Annotated in this window: 16 protein-coding genes; 6 read left to right on the top strand and 10 right to left on the bottom strand. The window is 63.7% G+C overall.

The window, feature by feature from the left end; translation table 11 throughout:
- Window positions 1-61: 61 nt before the first annotated feature.
- The gene (locus QMA15_RS08940; protein WP_020907776.1) at window positions 62-418 is read right to left on the bottom strand and encodes a hypothetical protein; all 357 of its coding nucleotides are present in this window, start codon (window positions 416-418) and stop codon (window positions 62-64) included.
- 189 nt (window positions 419-607) lie between these two features.
- Here QMA15_RS08940 and QMA15_RS08935 point away from each other — a divergent pair, with 189 nt between their 5' ends.
- Window positions 608-946 carry an RNA polymerase-binding protein RbpA gene (locus tag QMA15_RS08935; RefSeq protein WP_019748472.1) on the top strand — a complete coding sequence of 113 codons (339 nt, stop codon included), beginning with the start codon at window positions 608-610 and terminating at the stop codon, window positions 944-946.
- A 358-nt stretch (window positions 947-1,304) separates the two neighbouring features.
- On the opposite strand, the gene QMA15_RS08930 is transcribed toward QMA15_RS08935, so the two are convergent.
- From QMA15_RS08930 to QMA15_RS08905, 6 genes are all read right to left on the bottom strand, one after another.
- Window positions 1,305-2,483, bottom strand: a complete 1,179-nt coding sequence (locus QMA15_RS08930; RefSeq protein ID WP_019748474.1) for a PrsW family intramembrane metalloprotease — start codon at window positions 2,481-2,483, stop codon at window positions 1,305-1,307.
- Window positions 2,480-3,133, bottom strand: coding sequence for a hypothetical protein (locus QMA15_RS08925; protein ID WP_290284021.1), 654 nt, complete (start codon window positions 3,131-3,133; stop codon window positions 2,480-2,482). Before QMA15_RS08925 ends, QMA15_RS08930 begins: the two co-directional genes overlap by 4 nt.
- A gap of 136 nt (window positions 3,134-3,269) precedes the next feature.
- Complete coding sequence (locus QMA15_RS08920; protein ID WP_290284020.1) at window positions 3,270-4,100, bottom strand: hypothetical protein; 831 nt, start codon at window positions 4,098-4,100, stop codon at window positions 3,270-3,272.
- Between the two features lie 92 nt (window positions 4,101-4,192).
- A complete protein-coding gene (gene lnt, locus QMA15_RS08915) occupies window positions 4,193-5,761 on the bottom strand; it encodes an apolipoprotein N-acyltransferase (RefSeq protein ID WP_290284195.1) in 1,569 nt (522 codons plus the stop codon).
- A gap of 37 nt (window positions 5,762-5,798) precedes the next feature.
- On the bottom strand, window positions 5,799-7,433 hold the full coding sequence (locus QMA15_RS08910) for an amidohydrolase (RefSeq protein WP_279163893.1): 1,635 nt from the start codon (window positions 7,431-7,433) through the stop codon (window positions 5,799-5,801).
- Between the two features lie 12 nt (window positions 7,434-7,445).
- Window positions 7,446-8,006 carry an FxsA family protein gene (locus QMA15_RS08905; protein ID WP_279163892.1) on the bottom strand — a complete coding sequence of 187 codons (561 nt, stop codon included), beginning with the start codon at window positions 8,004-8,006 and terminating at the stop codon, window positions 7,446-7,448.
- Window positions 8,007-8,256: 250 nt separating this feature from the next.
- Between QMA15_RS08905 and QMA15_RS08900 the strand changes: the two genes are divergently transcribed.
- Window positions 8,257-8,916, top strand: coding sequence for a hypothetical protein (locus tag QMA15_RS08900; protein WP_003944837.1), 660 nt, complete (start codon window positions 8,257-8,259; stop codon window positions 8,914-8,916).
- 37 nt (window positions 8,917-8,953) lie between these two features.
- Here QMA15_RS08900 and QMA15_RS08895 read toward each other — a convergent pair whose 3' ends face one another.
- A complete protein-coding gene (locus QMA15_RS08895; protein WP_003945024.1) occupies window positions 8,954-9,613 on the bottom strand; it encodes a response regulator transcription factor in 660 nt (219 codons plus the stop codon).
- A gap of 57 nt (window positions 9,614-9,670) precedes the next feature.
- Window positions 9,671-10,798, bottom strand: coding sequence for a sensor histidine kinase (locus QMA15_RS08890; protein WP_020969643.1), 1,128 nt, complete (start codon window positions 10,796-10,798; stop codon window positions 9,671-9,673).
- A 74-nt stretch (window positions 10,799-10,872) separates the two neighbouring features.
- On the opposite strand from QMA15_RS08890, the gene QMA15_RS08885 reads away from it, so the two are divergent.
- The 4 genes from QMA15_RS08885 to QMA15_RS08870 are packed head-to-tail and all read left to right on the top strand — an operon-like array spanning window position 10,873 to window position 15,451.
- Complete coding sequence (locus QMA15_RS08885) at window positions 10,873-11,640, top strand: TSUP family transporter (RefSeq protein WP_080910376.1); 768 nt, start codon at window positions 10,873-10,875, stop codon at window positions 11,638-11,640.
- Between the two features lie 30 nt (window positions 11,641-11,670).
- Entirely contained in the window at window positions 11,671-13,191 is a 1,521-nt protein-coding gene (locus tag QMA15_RS08880) for a TldD/PmbA family protein (RefSeq protein WP_021344293.1), read from the top strand.
- Window positions 13,188-14,546 carry a metallopeptidase TldD-related protein gene (locus QMA15_RS08875; RefSeq protein ID WP_290284011.1) on the top strand — a complete coding sequence of 453 codons (1,359 nt, stop codon included), beginning with the start codon at window positions 13,188-13,190 and terminating at the stop codon, window positions 14,544-14,546. The genes QMA15_RS08880 and QMA15_RS08875 overlap by 4 nt, the downstream gene beginning before the upstream one ends.
- Window positions 14,546-15,451: a TIGR01777 family oxidoreductase gene (locus QMA15_RS08870; RefSeq protein ID WP_020969646.1), complete on the top strand. Its 906-nt coding sequence runs from the start codon at window positions 14,546-14,548 to the stop codon at window positions 15,449-15,451. Before QMA15_RS08875 ends, QMA15_RS08870 begins: the two co-directional genes overlap by 1 nt.
- Before the next feature lie 7 nt (window positions 15,452-15,458).
- Here the strand turns inward: QMA15_RS08870 and QMA15_RS08865 are convergent, their stop codons facing one another.
- Complete coding sequence (locus QMA15_RS08865) at window positions 15,459-15,839, bottom strand: PPOX class F420-dependent oxidoreductase (RefSeq protein ID WP_054188250.1); 381 nt, start codon at window positions 15,837-15,839, stop codon at window positions 15,459-15,461.
- Between the last annotated feature and the right edge of the window lie 23 nt (window positions 15,840-15,862).

The following is a 15,862-nucleotide window of genomic DNA, read 5'->3' as shown; positions in this document are numbered from 1 at the left end:
AGGCGCACCGCAGTGCTGCGGCGCTCAACGCAAGGCTAGAAACCGGTTGCCCACACCTGCTTCACCGGAAACGTTCGGCTTCACGGGCAAGTTCGGTCAACCGTTCACACAACTGTGCGAGTTCCGAACTTTCGGCTCCCTCGGCAACAGCAGTCGCCACATCTTCGGCGGCGCAGCGAACCTCGAACATCCGATCCACCAGTTCGACGGCCTCGACGGCGGTCAAGATGACGGCGTCAGCCGGGATCGTCGTGCCCTTGACGGCATTGCGCTGCTCGTACGCGCGCTGGCGACAAGACTGGCTGCAGTACCGGCGACGACGACCCACTCCCGTCACCGCGACCTCGCGGCCGCACCACACACACGGGTTTCCGGAACGCGCAGTCTGCGGTGATCCGACGCGTGTGCTCTCAGCCATGAGTCGACACTGTACTCGAGATTCGGACGCCTTCGATGAACGCGCGCGGTACCCGGTAAGGTGGAGAGGTTGCGTCTTCTCGCCACACGGGAACCAATCGGGTGCTCGTGGCGTTGTAGATGAGTGTGAGCGTCTACTCCCCAAGTCAGGGCGCCCACCAGCGGTGACGAACGAAGAGAGGACACCACCATGGCAGATCGCGTACTTCGAGGTAGCCGTCTCGGAGCTGTGAGCTACGAGACCGACCGTGACCATGACCTCGCGCCCCGTCGTATGGCCAAGTACAAGTGCGAGAACGGCGAGATCTTCGACATCCCGTTCGCGGACGAAGCCGAGATCCCCGGCACCTGGTTGTGCCGCAACGGCCTCGAAGGCGCCCTCATGGAGGGAACTGCCCCCGAAGCCAAGAAGGTCAAGCCTCCCCGCACCCACTGGGACATGCTGCTCGAGCGTCGCTCGGTCGAGGAACTCGAAGAGCTCCTCAAAGAGCGTCTCGATTTGCTGAAGGCCAAGCGTCGCGGCGCATGAACTAGCACTTCGATCAAGACCGTCCGGTTCTACACCGGGCGGTCTTTCTCGTTCTACGGGGAGTGATCGTTCACAAGTCGACGTCATACTTCGGCCCTTCTTCGACGTGGCAACTTCAGGATGCTTCGCGGTCCTCAAAGACACTTCAGGACAACGTCATTCAGCATCCAGGCGCACTCGCGAGCCGACAGTGCGCGAATTCGCGATTCGCGCTGGAGAACCATCGGCACTGCTTCGTGCACCAGTGTGAGCTGTATCCCCCACCCCGCGACACACCAAACTTCGGTACCCCACTCACGCCGACTGGGGTGTGGGTAAATGACTTACGGTGCTGAACGGTACTTCCGCTACTTCGCGGTCACCGATCGATGCTCTGTGCCGCGGTTCCTTGGCGGAGGCGGGTGATTTCGTTGCGTGATTCGACGACCTGGGAGCTGTCGTCGCCCTTGCTGACAGCAAGGTCGCTGCACAGATCCAGCGCGGCACGAACGATATGTCGTCGTTGGCGACGTTCTGTGCGAGTGGGTGCGGCTTTCGCGTAAGTGCGTTGTTGTCGCCATCCGCCGGCGGCTGTCACCTCGGCGTCGGTCAGGACGCCGGACTCGATTTCCGGGGCGAGAATGTCACGGACGAAGTGGGATTCACGTGGGTGCGCCCAGACGAACGCGATCCACAAGGCAGTGAAAGCGAAGACGATGTCGCCGATCATGATGACGAACACGAGCGAACTGCTGCCGCCGGCGATCGCGAGCATCGAATCCCACACGCCGTGGATCAGGATGGGTGCCACGATCAACGCCAATCCGCGTCCGATCCGCCGGGGCTGGGCCGGGGTGCCGATCAGATAGATCACGCCGGCGCAGAAAAGGGCTGTAAAGAGGGGATGAGAGACGATGTCGGAGTAGGTGCGGGTGGCGATGGAACCGATCAGTCCGTCGGTTTGGTGGGCGCCGAAGCCCTGCGTCGCGCCGGCAATCGAGTACAGAAAGTCTTCGCTGGTCTGAAATCCCAAGCCGATGAAAGCGCCGAGGAGCAGGCCGTCGGTTGCGGTGCGCACCAGTCGCGGTGCAAGCGCGAGGAGGACGACGATGCCGATGCCTTTGGCGGTTTCCTCCACGAACGGTGCAGAGAGGCCCGCATGCCAGTCCTGAGCCCATACCTGCCCGAAAATCTTCGTGTAGAGCGAGCCGACTGCTCCGTTCGCGGGTACTGCGATAGTGAACGTTGCTGCGGTGGCGCCCCAGATGAAGCCGGTTACCACTAGTCCTACGGGTTGGCGTTCGTAGCGGTCGATGTGCCGGAACCACCATGTCCAGACCGCGGCGCTGATGATGCCGACGATGCCGGCAACGAGGAGTGCGCGCCCGAAGTATCCGGCGAAGGGGGCGAACATCTGCCAGCCTTTGACGAGGCCGAATCCGCACATCCACAGGTATATCCAGAACACGACGTTGCGTGGTTGGAAGAAGTGAAATTTCTCGCCCCAGGCCGTCGTATCGAATGCGCGGGAGCGGGTTTCGAGGAGATCGCTGCTCACTTGGTGTCTCCCTTATGTGTGCCGATGGAGGCGATCATGTCGGTGATTTCTCGACTGCGGGCGGCGATCTGATCGGGTGGGCCGACTACCTGTACCCGAATTCCCTCGCCGTCGGCGACGAATGTGGTCACCGATCCGGCGGACCGCGGAGTGTCAAAGCTGACCTGGACGCCGCTCAGACCCCCGTCGGTGCTGATCGGCTGGCGTGTACCGGAGACCGCAAGCACGGAACTGCCGTTCGTCGCAAGACTCACGGCATCTGTTTGGGAGAGGAGCTCGTCGGCAGTTCCACTGAATGTGTCGGCGTCGACGCTCACGGTGACGGTGCCGCCGGTCAACGTCACACGTGGGAGCGAATCGGACGCGCCATGTTGGTCGGTTCGGAAACCACTCTCGACATTCCAGCCCGCAGGTGCGGCGAAGGAGACCGTTTCGGTCACGGCCATTCGGTCTCCGGCGCCGGTTGGATCTTCGGAGGAGACAGCGGAATCGATGGCGGGCACGATCACGGTCCAGAGCATCCACACCCCCAAGATCGCGAGGGCGTGTGGGAAGACGCGTGTGTCGAGTCCGAGGAAGCGGTGATCCGCTGGTGGACGTCGTCCGTGTATGGGCTCGTGCTTGTGTGCAGTACTCGAAATAACGCTCAATTTCCCTCGTTTCCATTGCACGGCAGGTGCACTGACTATCGCAGAAACGGACAAATTCCGTGCATCAGCCGGCACCTGCCGGTCATCGAGACGATCGTGCACCAAGTTCCCGTCGGCGCGAGATCACCGAGAGCTCCTAGTCGACGGTGAACCGTCGCATCGCCAGATGTCCGAACACGCCGACCAGAATCAACGAGACGCCTGCGGTCACGGAAACGGAGTCGGTCACCAACCCCGCGATGCCGGTCACGGCTACGAACACCGGCAAAAAGTCGAACAGCCTGAAAATCGACTGCGGTGGTTCGGTTTCGAGGCCCTGAGCCTGAGCGGCCTTGTTCGGCGCATACTCGGGGTACCACTCGGTGAAGGAGATCGCGAAGAAGGTTCCGAGCAACTGCAGAATCCATCCGGTCCAGAAGTTGTCTCCGTCGTGCAACAGTGCGTCTCCGAACAGGCCCACTGCGGCCGACCATGTGAAGGCGAGCGCCCACACTGCGGTGATGACGTAGTTGATGCGCAGAAACAGTGGCGTCGTCCAATACTCTTCAGGCGTCGACTCTTTCGCGTACTGCAAAGTGAAAGGATTGCGGAGCAGGATCGATCCGAAGGCAAAGACCACCAGCGCGATGTTGGTCAGTTCGCCTCCCCAGAGTTCGAACCACCGAATCGTGTTCGCCGACGCGAGGAGGCCGATGGCCGCCAGAACGCCGAAGAACACGACGTCGAAGACCTCCAACAGCTTCACCGTGCCGCCGCGCCGGTGACTGGCCGCCAAGATCAGCAGCGACAACCCGAGCGCGGCGGCCGCGGATTCCTCGAACCTTCCCGGCCCGGAGAGCAAGGACAGCAGGATCCACGGTGACAGCCCCGCGAGCGGTGACTGCAGCACCGCGTCGACGACACTGGTCTTGCGAACTGCAGTCTGGGGCCCGGTCTTCTCAGGCTGGGTCTTGTCTGGCTCGGTCACAGGAGGCCGCCTTTACGCAGGAACGGGTGGCACAGCGAGTACCCGCGTAGGCGCCCCTCGGAACATCGGCAGCCCGATATCCGTTGCTCGGGTCAGATTGCCGCAGTCTCCTCAGGTGATTGCTCGGCCCGATCTCGGCGCCGGGCTACCAGCGCCATGGAAATCGCACCGACCGCGATGATGCTGAGCACGATCTCCGGCGCCGGACCTACTCGGGTAGCGAGGGTGGAGCTGGTCGAGAGCGGCACCTTGGCCACAAGTGCCGCCGGCACGAACAGGTCGGTCTGCGAAGTCACTGCCCCGTCGGGAGCGATGATGGCGCTGACACCACTGGTTGCGGCCACAACGACGGCACGGCCGTGCTCGACTGCCCGCACACGGGACATTGCCAGCTGCTGATACGTCATCTCGGTGTCCCCGAAGGTGGCGTTGTTGGTCGGTACTGCCAGCAGCTGCGCACCATTGCGCACCGATTCCTGGAACGCCCGGTCGAACGCAACCTCGTAACAAGTCGCGACGCCGATCGGTACACCCGCTGCGTGGACAACGCCGTTGCCATCGCCGGGCACGAAATTGCCCGCACGATCGGCGTACGAGGAGAAGTTCCGGAAGAAGCTTCGGTATGGCAGGTATTCACCGAACGGCTGGATGATCTTCTTGTCGTGCTGTTCCTGAGGACCATTGGCGCCGTCCCACACGATCACTGAGTTGGTGGTCGTACGATCGGCATTCACGAGTACGGTGCCGACAAGAATCGGGGCTCCGATCGCTTCGGAGGCTCGGGTGATGTCGGCCGCGGCATCGGCGTTTCGCAGGGGGTCGATGTCCGAGGCATTTTCCGGCCAGATCACGACGTCAGGCTGATCGACGCGGCCCGCGTCCACCTCGGCTGCCAGTTTCACGGTTTCGGTGACGTGGTTGTCGAGGACCTGCTTGCGTTGCGAGTTGAAGTCCAAGCCCAACCGCGGAACGCTGCCCTGGATCGCGGCGACGGTGATCGTTCGGTCGCCGGAATCCATGGTGGCAAGAAACGGCGACACCACGAGAGCAACGATCACGGGCACGATGGCGGCGGCAACGGCTCCGAAGAATCCTCGGTCCCATCGTTTTGCCGCGACAACGACGACGACTGCTGCCAAGCCGGTACCGGTCAGGGCCACCGCGAAGCTGAGCAGCGGCGCACCGCCGATACTCGCGAGTGGGAGGAGCCATCCTTCGGATTGACCGAATGCGAGCCTGCCCCAAGGAAATCCGCCGAAAGGGACGCTGGAACGAAGCCACTCGGTAAGCGTCCAGGTCGCGGCAATCCACAAAGGTGCCCAAGGCAACCTCGCCACCAGTACCGCCAGCAACCCGAACAGTCCGATGAACAACGACTCCACCGCGGCCAACGCGATCCACGGGACCGCGCCCACGAACACACCGATCCACGGAAGCAACGGCACCAGGAATCCGAGACCGGCCAGGTACCCGTAACCGAAGCCGGCACGAAGACGCAATCCGCCTCGACCGAAGTTCGTCAACACGCACGTCAGAAGAGCGATCCCGACTGGCGCCAGAAACCACAGCGGACGAGGTGGGAACCCGGCGAAGATCAAGAATCCGCCTGTGGCTGCGTACAGCGAACGTAGCCATGCCGAACCGGTGAGCACAGCGCTCACGCGGGAGCGATCACTGCTGGGCGCCTCTGCGCCGGCCTCACTCACTCGTCGAGCCGCGCTGGTAGACGACGCGTCCGCGATGCACCGACTTGATGCAGACCGGAATCGGCGCATCTTCCGCCAGCCTGGGCAGAGCGGGTACTCGCGAGCGCGGATCGGTAGACCATCGCTGAACCGAATCGGCCGGTGCACTGACTTCGAGTTCGCCTGCCGCCCACAACACGTAGGAGGCGGGTGCACCCGGATTGAGCGTTCCCGCGGCGCCGTCCCGCACTCCGCCCGCGCGCCAGGCGCCGCGCGTTGCGGCGGAGAAGGCCGCACGCGGTGAGATTCCACTTCCGTCGGTGCGGTGCTGGACAGCGGCGCGCAGCATCGCCCACGGCTCGATGGGGGTGACCGGGGCATCGGAGCTGAATGCGAGCGAGACACCCTTACCGGCAGCAGGTGCAAACGGATTCAACGCTGCTGCGCGGTCGACTCCCAGGCGCGTGGCGTACAGACCGTCGGTACCGCCCCACAGTGCGTCGAACACCGGTTGGACGCTCGCGATGACACCCAAGGCTGCGAAGGTTTCCGCGTCGGCCATCGACATCATTTCCGCGTGCTCGAGGCGGTGACCCAACGCGGCGACCTTGGGGCCACCCAGTTCGTCGGCGACCTTGCGGAACGCAGCCGCTGCCGACGAGACGGCACCGTCACCGATGGCATGGAAGCCGGCCTGGACAGCCGCGAGGGTGCAGGCCCGGATGTGTGCGGCGATCGCGTCGACGTCGAGATAGGCGTTGCCCGTCGAATCAGGTTGGTCTGCATAGGGTTCGAGCAGCCACGCGGTATGCGAACCGAGCGAACCGTCGATGAAGAGATCCCCGCCGAGTCCGTCTGCTCCGGTTTTGTCGAGGAGTGCACGAGCATCCTCTTCGGTGTCGACGCGCTCACCCCAGTAGCCCCGAACCTCCACTCCGTGGTCGTGGGCCAGTAGTTCCTGGAAATCGGTCAGTCCCGAGATGTCCGGTCCCCCGCACTCGTGCACTGCGACGATCCCGCGGGAGGCGCACAGATCGAGCGCCGCGGTACGAGCAGACGCGCGCTGAGATTCGGTCAGCAGGTTCCGAGCCGCATTGCGCGCCAGGTGGTGTGCGTCGAAGGTCAGCGGGCCGTCGGCCGAGTATCCGGCAGTGTCGGCGAGGCCGGAGATCCCGTCGCGCAATGCGCTCGAGCACGCGGCCGAGTGAACGTCGATCCGCGAGAGATACACCTTGCGGCCAGGGGCAGCCGCGTCGAGATCCGCGGTCGAGGGCGGCGTCTGATCTGCCCACTCGGTGTCGTCCCAACCGTGTCCCCAGATGACTGCGTCGGGATGGGCAGTTTCGGGGTTTGCCGCTGCGAATGTTCGTACTCGCGAGAGGCATTCGTCCAGTGAGTTCGCGCCCACGAGATCGAGACCGACGAGATTGAGTCCCAACGCAGTGATGTGGACGTGGGTGTCGACGAACCCCGGAGTGACAAACGCACCGCCCAGGTCTTCGATCTCCGCGGCGGGGTGCAACGCCCGTCCGGCGCGCTCGTCGCCGACCCACACGACGGTGCCGTCGGTGATGGCGATCGAGGTCGCGTCAGGTGCAAATGAACTGTAGATCCGGCCGTTGACCAGCAGACGAGTAGTCACGAGCACCCAGTCTGCCTGTTAGTACTGCGGCCCCCGCGAACGGGTGGGTGTATCCGTGTCCAGAATCTCACCCTCGAGGACCAGTTCCTTGCCGTTGCTTGCTACGTACTCGGTGGTTTCGGGTGTCTCGACGATGATCTCGCCGTCGATCACCTCGCCGTTTCCGTGCATGCGCGCCGCGTAGCCGACGGTTCCGGCGAAGGCGTCACCACCGGCGGCAAATGCTGCTGCGCGCTTGCCTGCCAGGAGCACCGCAAGCGGGCGGAGCGCCCACCGGGTCGGCGGACTCAGAAGCAGAAGGCCCAGAACGGAAGTCACGAGTCCGGGTACGAACATCAACGCGGAGCCCGCCGCGACCAAGGCGCCGTCGGCGACCGCCAGTGACGGCGATCCCTCACCCCTCGTTGCCTTGCGGAATCCGTCCATGACTCGTCGCCACTGCGAACGCATGAGGATCAATCCGACAAGCGAACCGGCGAGAAACAGCAGCACTGTCCAGGCGACACCGATGGCGTTGCCCACGATGACCAATGCGGCGATCTCGACGATCACGTAGAGGAGGAATACGGCGGCGATCATGACGTCCCCTTTCAGACGGTCTATCCGTTCAACGCTCGAGGGGCCGGATTTTCTCCCGACAACGACGCAGAGGTGCAAAACAGGCGAGTGCCGTGAGTCACACGGGCCTTCTCTCGCGCACGTGCGACTTGCCTGGCGTTAACTAACGCTCCGCTAACGATTCTAAACCTCAAGTTGACGTTGAGACTATGCGCGTGGTCAAGTCACTTCGGGCCGCATTTCCCGGCCTCATGAAATGAAGGAGCCCGACATGAGCCGACTCCCCGGCAAGACACTCGCCCGACGCATTCCCGCTGCCATCGCCGGCACTGCCGCCGTCGTGGCACTCACCGCCGGCAGCGCGATGATCAGCGCGGGAACCGCGGCCGCAGAACCGGTAGTACCCGAAGGAATTGCCGCGCTGATCGCGCAGGCCGCAGCCATCTCCCCCGAAGCCTCTGCTGCTGTTCAGCAGTTGATCGGCACGGCAGGCGCTGATCAGATCACGACCGCCCTCGATCTCCCGGACATCGGCGTCACCAAGCCGCAGTCGTTCATGTACCCCGCACCGACGGTCGGGTGTGGCGTGGCCGGTGAACCTGTCACCGTCACCCTCAGCTCCGCACAGGCCGGTCCGAACTTCCCGTTGCCGCCGTGGGTCGAGGCCGACCATCTCCGGTTCCAGGCAATCCCGGGTTACGTCGGCATACCCAAGACCTCAGGGTTGAGTGTTGCCTGGATCAACGTCGGCACCTTCAAGGGTGGCATCGTCCCGTTGGACGAGAAGTTGCCCGTACTCGATACGCCGTTGCTCTCGAAGGTCGTCGACACCGGCGACGGCAAGGTGTTTGCCGCTCTGTTCGGCAATGTCGATTACGCAGACGGGAAGACCTGCATCGTGCTGCCAACAGTGGGCGCTTTTGATGCCTGAGCAGAGCGAAACGCTCGCTGCCTGACAGGCGGCTGGCCTACGCGCCCGGAGTTACCAGTCCGGTCTCGTAGGCCAGCACCACCGCCTGCACACGATCACGCAGATCGAGTTTGGTCAGAATGCGTCCGACGTGCGACTTGATCGTCGATTCGGACAGGTACAGCTGCTGTGCGATCTCGATGTTCGACAGTCCCGTGGCCACGTGCCCGAGGACTTCGCGTTCGCGTTCGGTCAGGACGTCGAGAACCACCGGATCGCGTCGCGGCGCCGGACCGTCCACGATGAACCTCGACAGCAGACGACGTGTCACCTTCGGGGAAACAACCGCATCACCGGCCGCCACGCTGCGGATAGCCGACACGAGGTCCTCGGGCGGGGTGTCTTTGAGAAGAAACCCACTCGCTCCGGCACGCAGGGCGCCGAGCGCGTGTTCGTCCAGGTCGAACGTCGTCATGACCAGGACCCTGGATTCGATCCCGGAGGCAAGAATCTGCTCCGTCGCTTTCACACCGTCGACAATCGGCATCCGCACATCCATCAACACGACGTCAGGCTTCAGCGCTACCGCCGCTGCGACCGCCGCGGCTCCGTCACCGGCCTCACCGATGACCGAGATGTCCTCATGTGCTTCGAGCACCATGTTCAGGCCCATCCGCATGAGTTCCTGGTCGTCGACTAGCAGCACGGTGATGGGCACGGCGTAAACCTATCGGGCCTGAGACGTCGGTGCCAATGCGATTGCGGCGAGCCGGTATCAATCGTGGATCTCGAGCGGCAACTCTGCGTACACACGCCAACTGCCGTCAGGGCGTCGTCCCGTCTCGAGTGTCCCGTGCAGTACCGCCACCCGCTCACGCATGCCGACCAGTCCGTTGCCCGAACCGTGAGCGAAGGTCGAGCTCGACGTTCCGTTGTCGACGACCTCAAGCAGTACCGCGGTCTCGGTGCGGCGCACGGTGACTCGGGCCTTCGGGTTCGCGCCGGCGTGGCGGAGGACATTGGTCAGTGATTCCTGAACGAGGCGATGAATGCCCAGGCTGACCGATGGACTGACGTCGTCGAGCTCGCCGGTCAGCTCGAGGCGCACGCCGAGACCGGCAGCCCGCATCATCTCGACGACCTTGGCGATGCCGGCCGTTCCGTGTTGCGGCATCAAATCGCTACTGACCTCGGTGCGCAGAAGCGAGACGGTCCGGCGAAGCTCGGCAAGCGCGTCACGTCCGGTGCTGGAGATGTTGCCGAGCGCCTTCTTCGCCAACGCCGGATTGGAATCGACGGCGTACGAGGCGCCGTCCGCCTGAACGATCATCACGCTGACCGCGTGTGCGACGACGTCGTGGAGTTCGCGGGCGATCCGGGTTCTTTCCGTCGCCACCGCATCCTCGGCGCGGCGGTCTCGTTCGTATTCGGCCACTTCGAGTCTGGCGGCCACTTCCTCGTCGTAGGCACGTCGCGCGCTCAAGAACTCGGCGGTGATCCAGGCCAATGCATAGAGCAGCGTCGCGATGATGATCGTCAGGATCACGTCTTGGCGGATGACGAGCAACGAGAAAGTCATGTCCAGGGCAAGGAAGCACGCGAATATCGCCCCGGTACGCCGATCGACGTACGCAACGAGTGTGTAGAGCGAAACTCCGAGCGCCAGCAGGCCTGGATGTTCCGCAGCCGGATCCCCGGTCGCCCACATCATCAGGGTCGCGAAGTACGACATCGACAATATGGACGCAGCGGACACACGCGGATATTTGCGACGCCACACGACGGGAAGGCAGATCAGAAATCCGACGACGAGCTGAGGCCACCGCTCCTCACGCGGCGAACTGACGAACGTGACTACCTCGAGCGCGAAGAACACGAGCGCCAGCGCGCTGTCCGCGATCATCGGCTTTCCTCGCAGCCACAGGCTGAACCTCCGCATGTGCTCAAGAGTGTCACAGCTGTGAAAGAGTCACCGCCGTGGATATTGCTGATTGGGGACTGCTGATGACGGCAGCAACGGCGGCGGGTTGGGTGGACGCCGTCGTCGGCGGCGGCGGATTGATTCTGTTGCCCGCGCTCTTTCTGGTCGCCCCACAATTGACCCCGCAGGCCGCACTGGCCACCAACAAACTGACGGCATTCACCGGGACGAGTGCTGCGGTGTACACGTTCTCGCGTCGAATCCCGATGCAATGGCGGCAGATGGCGCCGGCAGCCGCCTTGGCAGCGGTGACGTCCGCGTGCGGGGCGGCGGCCGTTTCACTGATCGACAAGAAGTACTTCATTCCGATCGTGATGGTCGTACTCGTCGCTGTCGCCGTCTTCGTGACAATGCGGCCGACGCTGGGCACCACGATCGCCACTCATCGTCCGACGCAGCGCAAGACCGTCCTCGTCTTGCTGCTCTCCGCCGGACTCATCGGGCTTTACGACGGTCTGCTCGGACCCGGCACCGGCACTTTCCTCATCATCAGCTTCGCCACCTTCCTCGGAACCGAATTCGTTCGAAGCGCAGCCATGGCGAAGGTGATCAATCTCGGTTCCAATTTCGGCGCGCTCGCCTACTTCGCCGTCACCGGGCATGTCTGGTGGAGTTTGGGTTTGGCGATGGCGGTGTGCAACGTTCTCGGCGCGGTCATCGGTTCGCGGATGGCGCTGAGCAAGGGATCCGGATTCGTCCGGATCACGCTGTTGGTGGTCGTGATCGCCATGGTGATTCGCCTCGGATGGCAGCAGTTCGGTTGAGATCGGCGGTCGTCGGCTAGCGTCGTGTGCGTGACCGTCACCCGAGATGTCGATGCAGATTTCCTCGCCCTCCCGCTGCGAGCTGTCGCTGATGCGGCGCTGTCGGCAGCGAGAACAGCCGGCGCCCAGCACGCCGATGTTCGTGTCCACCGCGTGCTCACACAGTCGATCCGCTTGCGCGACGGCGTAGTTCAGGCGGTGTCCGACGGAGACGAGATCGGGGTCGCCGTCCGTGTGATCGTCGACGGCACGTGGGGATTCGCCTCGCACGCCGAGGTATCCCCTGACGTCGCGGCTGCGCTGGCACGCCAAGCGGTCGAGGTTGCGAAGGCATTACGCTCGCTCAATCGGGATCCGGTCACCCTCGCCGACGAACCCGTCTACGCCGACGCGACGTGGGTGTCCCCGTACCTCGAAGATCCCTTCGCGACACCGACGGCCGACAAGGTAGCGCTGCTGGTCGACTACTCCGGACGGCTTCAAGCCGCTGACGGCGTGGATCACGTCACGGCGAGTGTCCTCCAGGTCAAGGAGCAGACTTTCTACGCGGATCTGGCCGGTTCGTCGATCACCCAGCAACGGGTGCGTCTGCACCCCGAGTTCGAGGCGACCGCCGTCGACAAGTCGGCCGGCAGCTTCGAATCGATGCGCACCTTGGCGCCGCCGGTAGGTCGCGGATGGGAGTACCTCGGGGCGCAGAGCACGTGGAACTGGGGCGATGAGCTCGCGCAGATCCCGGAGTGGCTGGCCGAGAAGACGAAGGCACCGACCGTCGAAGCGGGTCCGACCGACCTCGTGATCGATCCGACCAATCTGTGGCTCACGATCCACGAATCCATCGGACACGCCACCGAATACGACCGCGCGATCGGCTACGAAGCGGCCTACGCCGGAACATCGTTCGCGACGCCGGACAAGCTGGGAACGCTGAAATACGGAACGCCACTCATGCACGTGACCGCCGATCGCAACGAAGAGCACGGCCTGGCCAGCGTCGGATTCGACGACGATGGCGTCGCCTCTCAACGGTGGGATCTGGTGGCAGAGGGAACACTGGTCGGGTATCAACTAGACCGCGTGTTCGCGCCGAGGCTGGGGCTGACGCGTTCCAACGGCTGCTCGTACGCCGACTCTGCACATCACGTTCCCATCCAGCGAATGGCCAACGTCTCGCTCTCCCCCGACCCTTCTACGGACACCTCGACCGCAGACCTGATCTCGCGAGTCGAGAACGGCATCTACGTCGTCGGTGACAAGTCCTGGTCGATCGACATGCAGCGCTACAACTTCCAGTTCACCGGTCAGCGGTTCTTCAAGATCCGTGACGGAAAGCTCGACGGTCAGGTGCGTGACGTGGCGTATCAGGCGACGACGACGGATTTCTGGGGCTCGATGGAAGCCGTTGGCGGTGAGTCGACCTGGCGCCTGCAGGGCGCATTCAACTGCGGCAAGGCGCAACCCGGTCAGGTTGCGGCGGTCAGCCACGGCTGCCCGTCCGCTCTGTTCCGCGGAGTCAACATCCTCAATACTCGTTCGGAGGCTCAGCAGTGATCGATCCGCAGCAGGTCGTCGAGCGTGCATTGGCCGCGAGGACGGTAGACGAATCGTTGGTGATCGTGACCGATGCGAGTGAGGCGTCGCTGCGGTGGGCCAACAATTCGATGACCACCAACGGAGTCTCGCTGTCCCGGACGTGGACGGTGATCTCGATCGTGCGCGAGGGTGACATCGCGAAGGTGGGCACTGTCAGTTCCAGCAGTGTCGATCCGGAGCAGATTTCTGTGCTCGTACAGGCAAGCGAACAGGCTGCGCGCACAGCCACTCCGGCTGACGACGCGTCCGACCTGATCACGCAGTCGGCGGCAGAGACCGACTGGGACCTGCCGGCCGCCCTGACCGACATCGGTGTCTTTGCGCAGTTGGCTGCCGACCTGTCCACGGCCTTCGACAGTGACGACCAGTTGTTCGGCTTCGCTCACCACCAGTTGCACACCACCTGGCTCGGAACTTCGACGGGCGTGCGACGTAGAACGGCTCAGGCCACCGGCTCCGTGGAGATCAACGGCAAGCGCGGCGACGCCTGCGCCTGGGTCGGATCCGGAACTGTCGATTTCACTGACATTTCAGTGCCGAACCTTGTGTCGCAGTTGACCACTCGACTTGACTGGGCGGAAAATTCGGTCAGTCTGCCCGCCGGCCGCTACGAGACGATTCTTCCGCCTTCGGCTGTCGCGGACCTGATGATCTATCTGATGTGGACCATGGAGGGGCGCGGCGCCGAAGAGGGCCACACCGCACTTTCCACCACCGGTGGTACCCGGATCGGCGAGAAGCTCGGATTGCCACTGACACTCACCTCCGACCCCGGCGCCGAGGGCTTGCAGTCCGCGCCGTTCGTGATCACGACGTCGTCGAGTGAATCCGTCTCACTGTTCGACAACGGTATGGAGATCGAACCCGTCGACTGGGTCCGAGACGGCGTCGTCAATGCACTGGCGTACCCGCGCCACGCTGCACGAGAATTCGGTCGACCTGTCGCAGTTCCCGGCGACAATCTCATCCTGACCGGTGGTGACGACACCTCGATCGAGGACATGATCGCAGGTACCGAGAAGGGTCTACTGCTCACAACCCTCTGGTACATCCGTGAGGTGGATCCGACGACGCTGCTGCTGACCGGACTCACCCGTGACGGGGTGTATTTGATCGAGGACGGCGAGATCGTCGGCGCCGTCAACAACTTCCGTTTCAACGAGAGTCCGCTCGATCTCCTGCGGCGGGTCACCGAGGCTGGACGCACCGAGATCACGCTTCCCCGCGAGTGGAAAGACTGGTTCACCCGCACGGCCATGCCGCCGATGCGGATTCCCGACTTCCACATGTCCTCGGTCAGCCAGGCGCAGTGATGACGAAGGTCGTGATCGCCGGCGGTACCGGCGCTCTCGGCCGCCGAATCAGCGACGATCTCGCCGACCGCGGGTATGACGTCGTGGTCCTGACTCGGTCACCGAAACCCGGCAGGCACAGGCAGGTTCAGTGGGACGGTGTCACGGTCGGCGACTGGGCAGGAGAACTCGACGGCGCCGCGGTGATCAACCTCGCCGGCGAGTTGGTCGATCGCCGACCCACCCCGGCAAACATCGCACTGCTCACCAGCTCCCGTGTCGATCCGACCCGCGCACTGGTCGAAGCGTCGAAACTACTGGCGCACCCTGTTCCGGTGTGGATCCAGGCGAGCACGCTCGCAATCTACGGCGACGCCGGAGAGACCCGACTCGACGAGGCTTCCCCACTCGCTGACGGACCACCTCAGATGACCGACGTCGCAAAGGACTGGGAGGCAGCGGTCGAGGGAGCAAACACGTCACGAGTAGTGATCCTGCGAACCAGTGTCGTGTTGGAGAAGGGCACACCGGCGCTCGAGCGACTCCTGTTGCTCGTACGTCTCGGTCTGGGCGGACGCGTTGCCTCAGGTCGACAATGGACAAGTTGGATTCACATCGACGACTGGCTGTCGATCGTTCGTTGGGCCCTCGAACCCGATTCGGCTGCCTCGGGGGTGGTCATCGCGACTGCCCCGGATCCCGTCCGCAATTCAGAATTGATGGCCGGGCTGCGCAAGCACCTTCACCGGCCACCTGCGCCGCCGACGCCCGCTGTCATGGTCAGATTCGGCGCGTTCCTGCTGCGCAGCGACGCTGCCTTGGGCCTGACGGGTCGTCATGCCGTGTCGAAAGTGCTGACGGACAACGGCTTCCCCTTCACGTATCCGCGGTTCGATTCAGCGTTGGACGATCTGCTCGGCAACTGACGCGCGGTCAGGCTGCAGTGATGGCAAGTCCGATCGTTCCGGTCTTGCCGCGGCGCAGGAGACTGCCTTTCATGGTGATCCAGCCGAGGATTCCGTAGCGACGCGCGATCGCGTCGCGAGCATGATCGGTGCCCGGTCCGTCGAGGATCTCGGCGACGGCGGCAACCGGTTCACCCTTGGGATTTCCCCGCGCGTCACACGCGGCGACTGTGACCGACGGGTTTCGCCTGATGCGCTTGACCTTGTAGGAATCGGTGACGGTCCACATCAGGAGCTTGTCGCCGTCCGGCGCGGCCCAGAGTGGAGTCGCCACCGGAGTTCCATCCTTGCGGAAGGTCGTGAGTAGGACGTACTTGGCCTCGGAGACGCGCTTGAAGTCGGGGTTCACTCCTCGAGGATAGGTGCGAGCGC

Source organism: Rhodococcus sp. APC 3903 (assembly GCF_030407755.1).
Taxonomy (GTDB): domain Bacteria; phylum Actinomycetota; class Actinomycetes; order Mycobacteriales; family Mycobacteriaceae; genus Rhodococcus_F; species Rhodococcus_F erythropolis.
This window is presented reverse-complemented; position numbering and strand designations above follow the sequence as displayed.

Coding starts and splice junctions, on each gene's coding strand:
- QMA15_RS08900 (WP_003944837.1), top strand. CDS start 8,257: ATGAGCCGACTCCCCGGCAAGACACTCGCCCGACGCATTCCCGCTGCC.
- QMA15_RS08890 (WP_020969643.1), bottom strand. CDS start 10,798: ATGATCGCGGACAGCGCGCTGGCGCTCGTGTTCTTCGCGCTCGAGGTA.
- QMA15_RS08940 (WP_020907776.1), bottom strand. CDS start 418: ATGGCTGAGAGCACACGCGTCGGATCACCGCAGACTGCGCGTTCCGGA.
- QMA15_RS08935 (WP_019748472.1), top strand. CDS start 608: ATGGCAGATCGCGTACTTCGAGGTAGCCGTCTCGGAGCTGTGAGCTAC.
- QMA15_RS08905 (WP_279163892.1), bottom strand. CDS start 8,006: ATGATCGCCGCCGTATTCCTCCTCTACGTGATCGTCGAGATCGCCGCA.
- QMA15_RS08870 (WP_020969646.1), top strand. CDS start 14,546: ATGACGAAGGTCGTGATCGCCGGCGGTACCGGCGCTCTCGGCCGCCGA.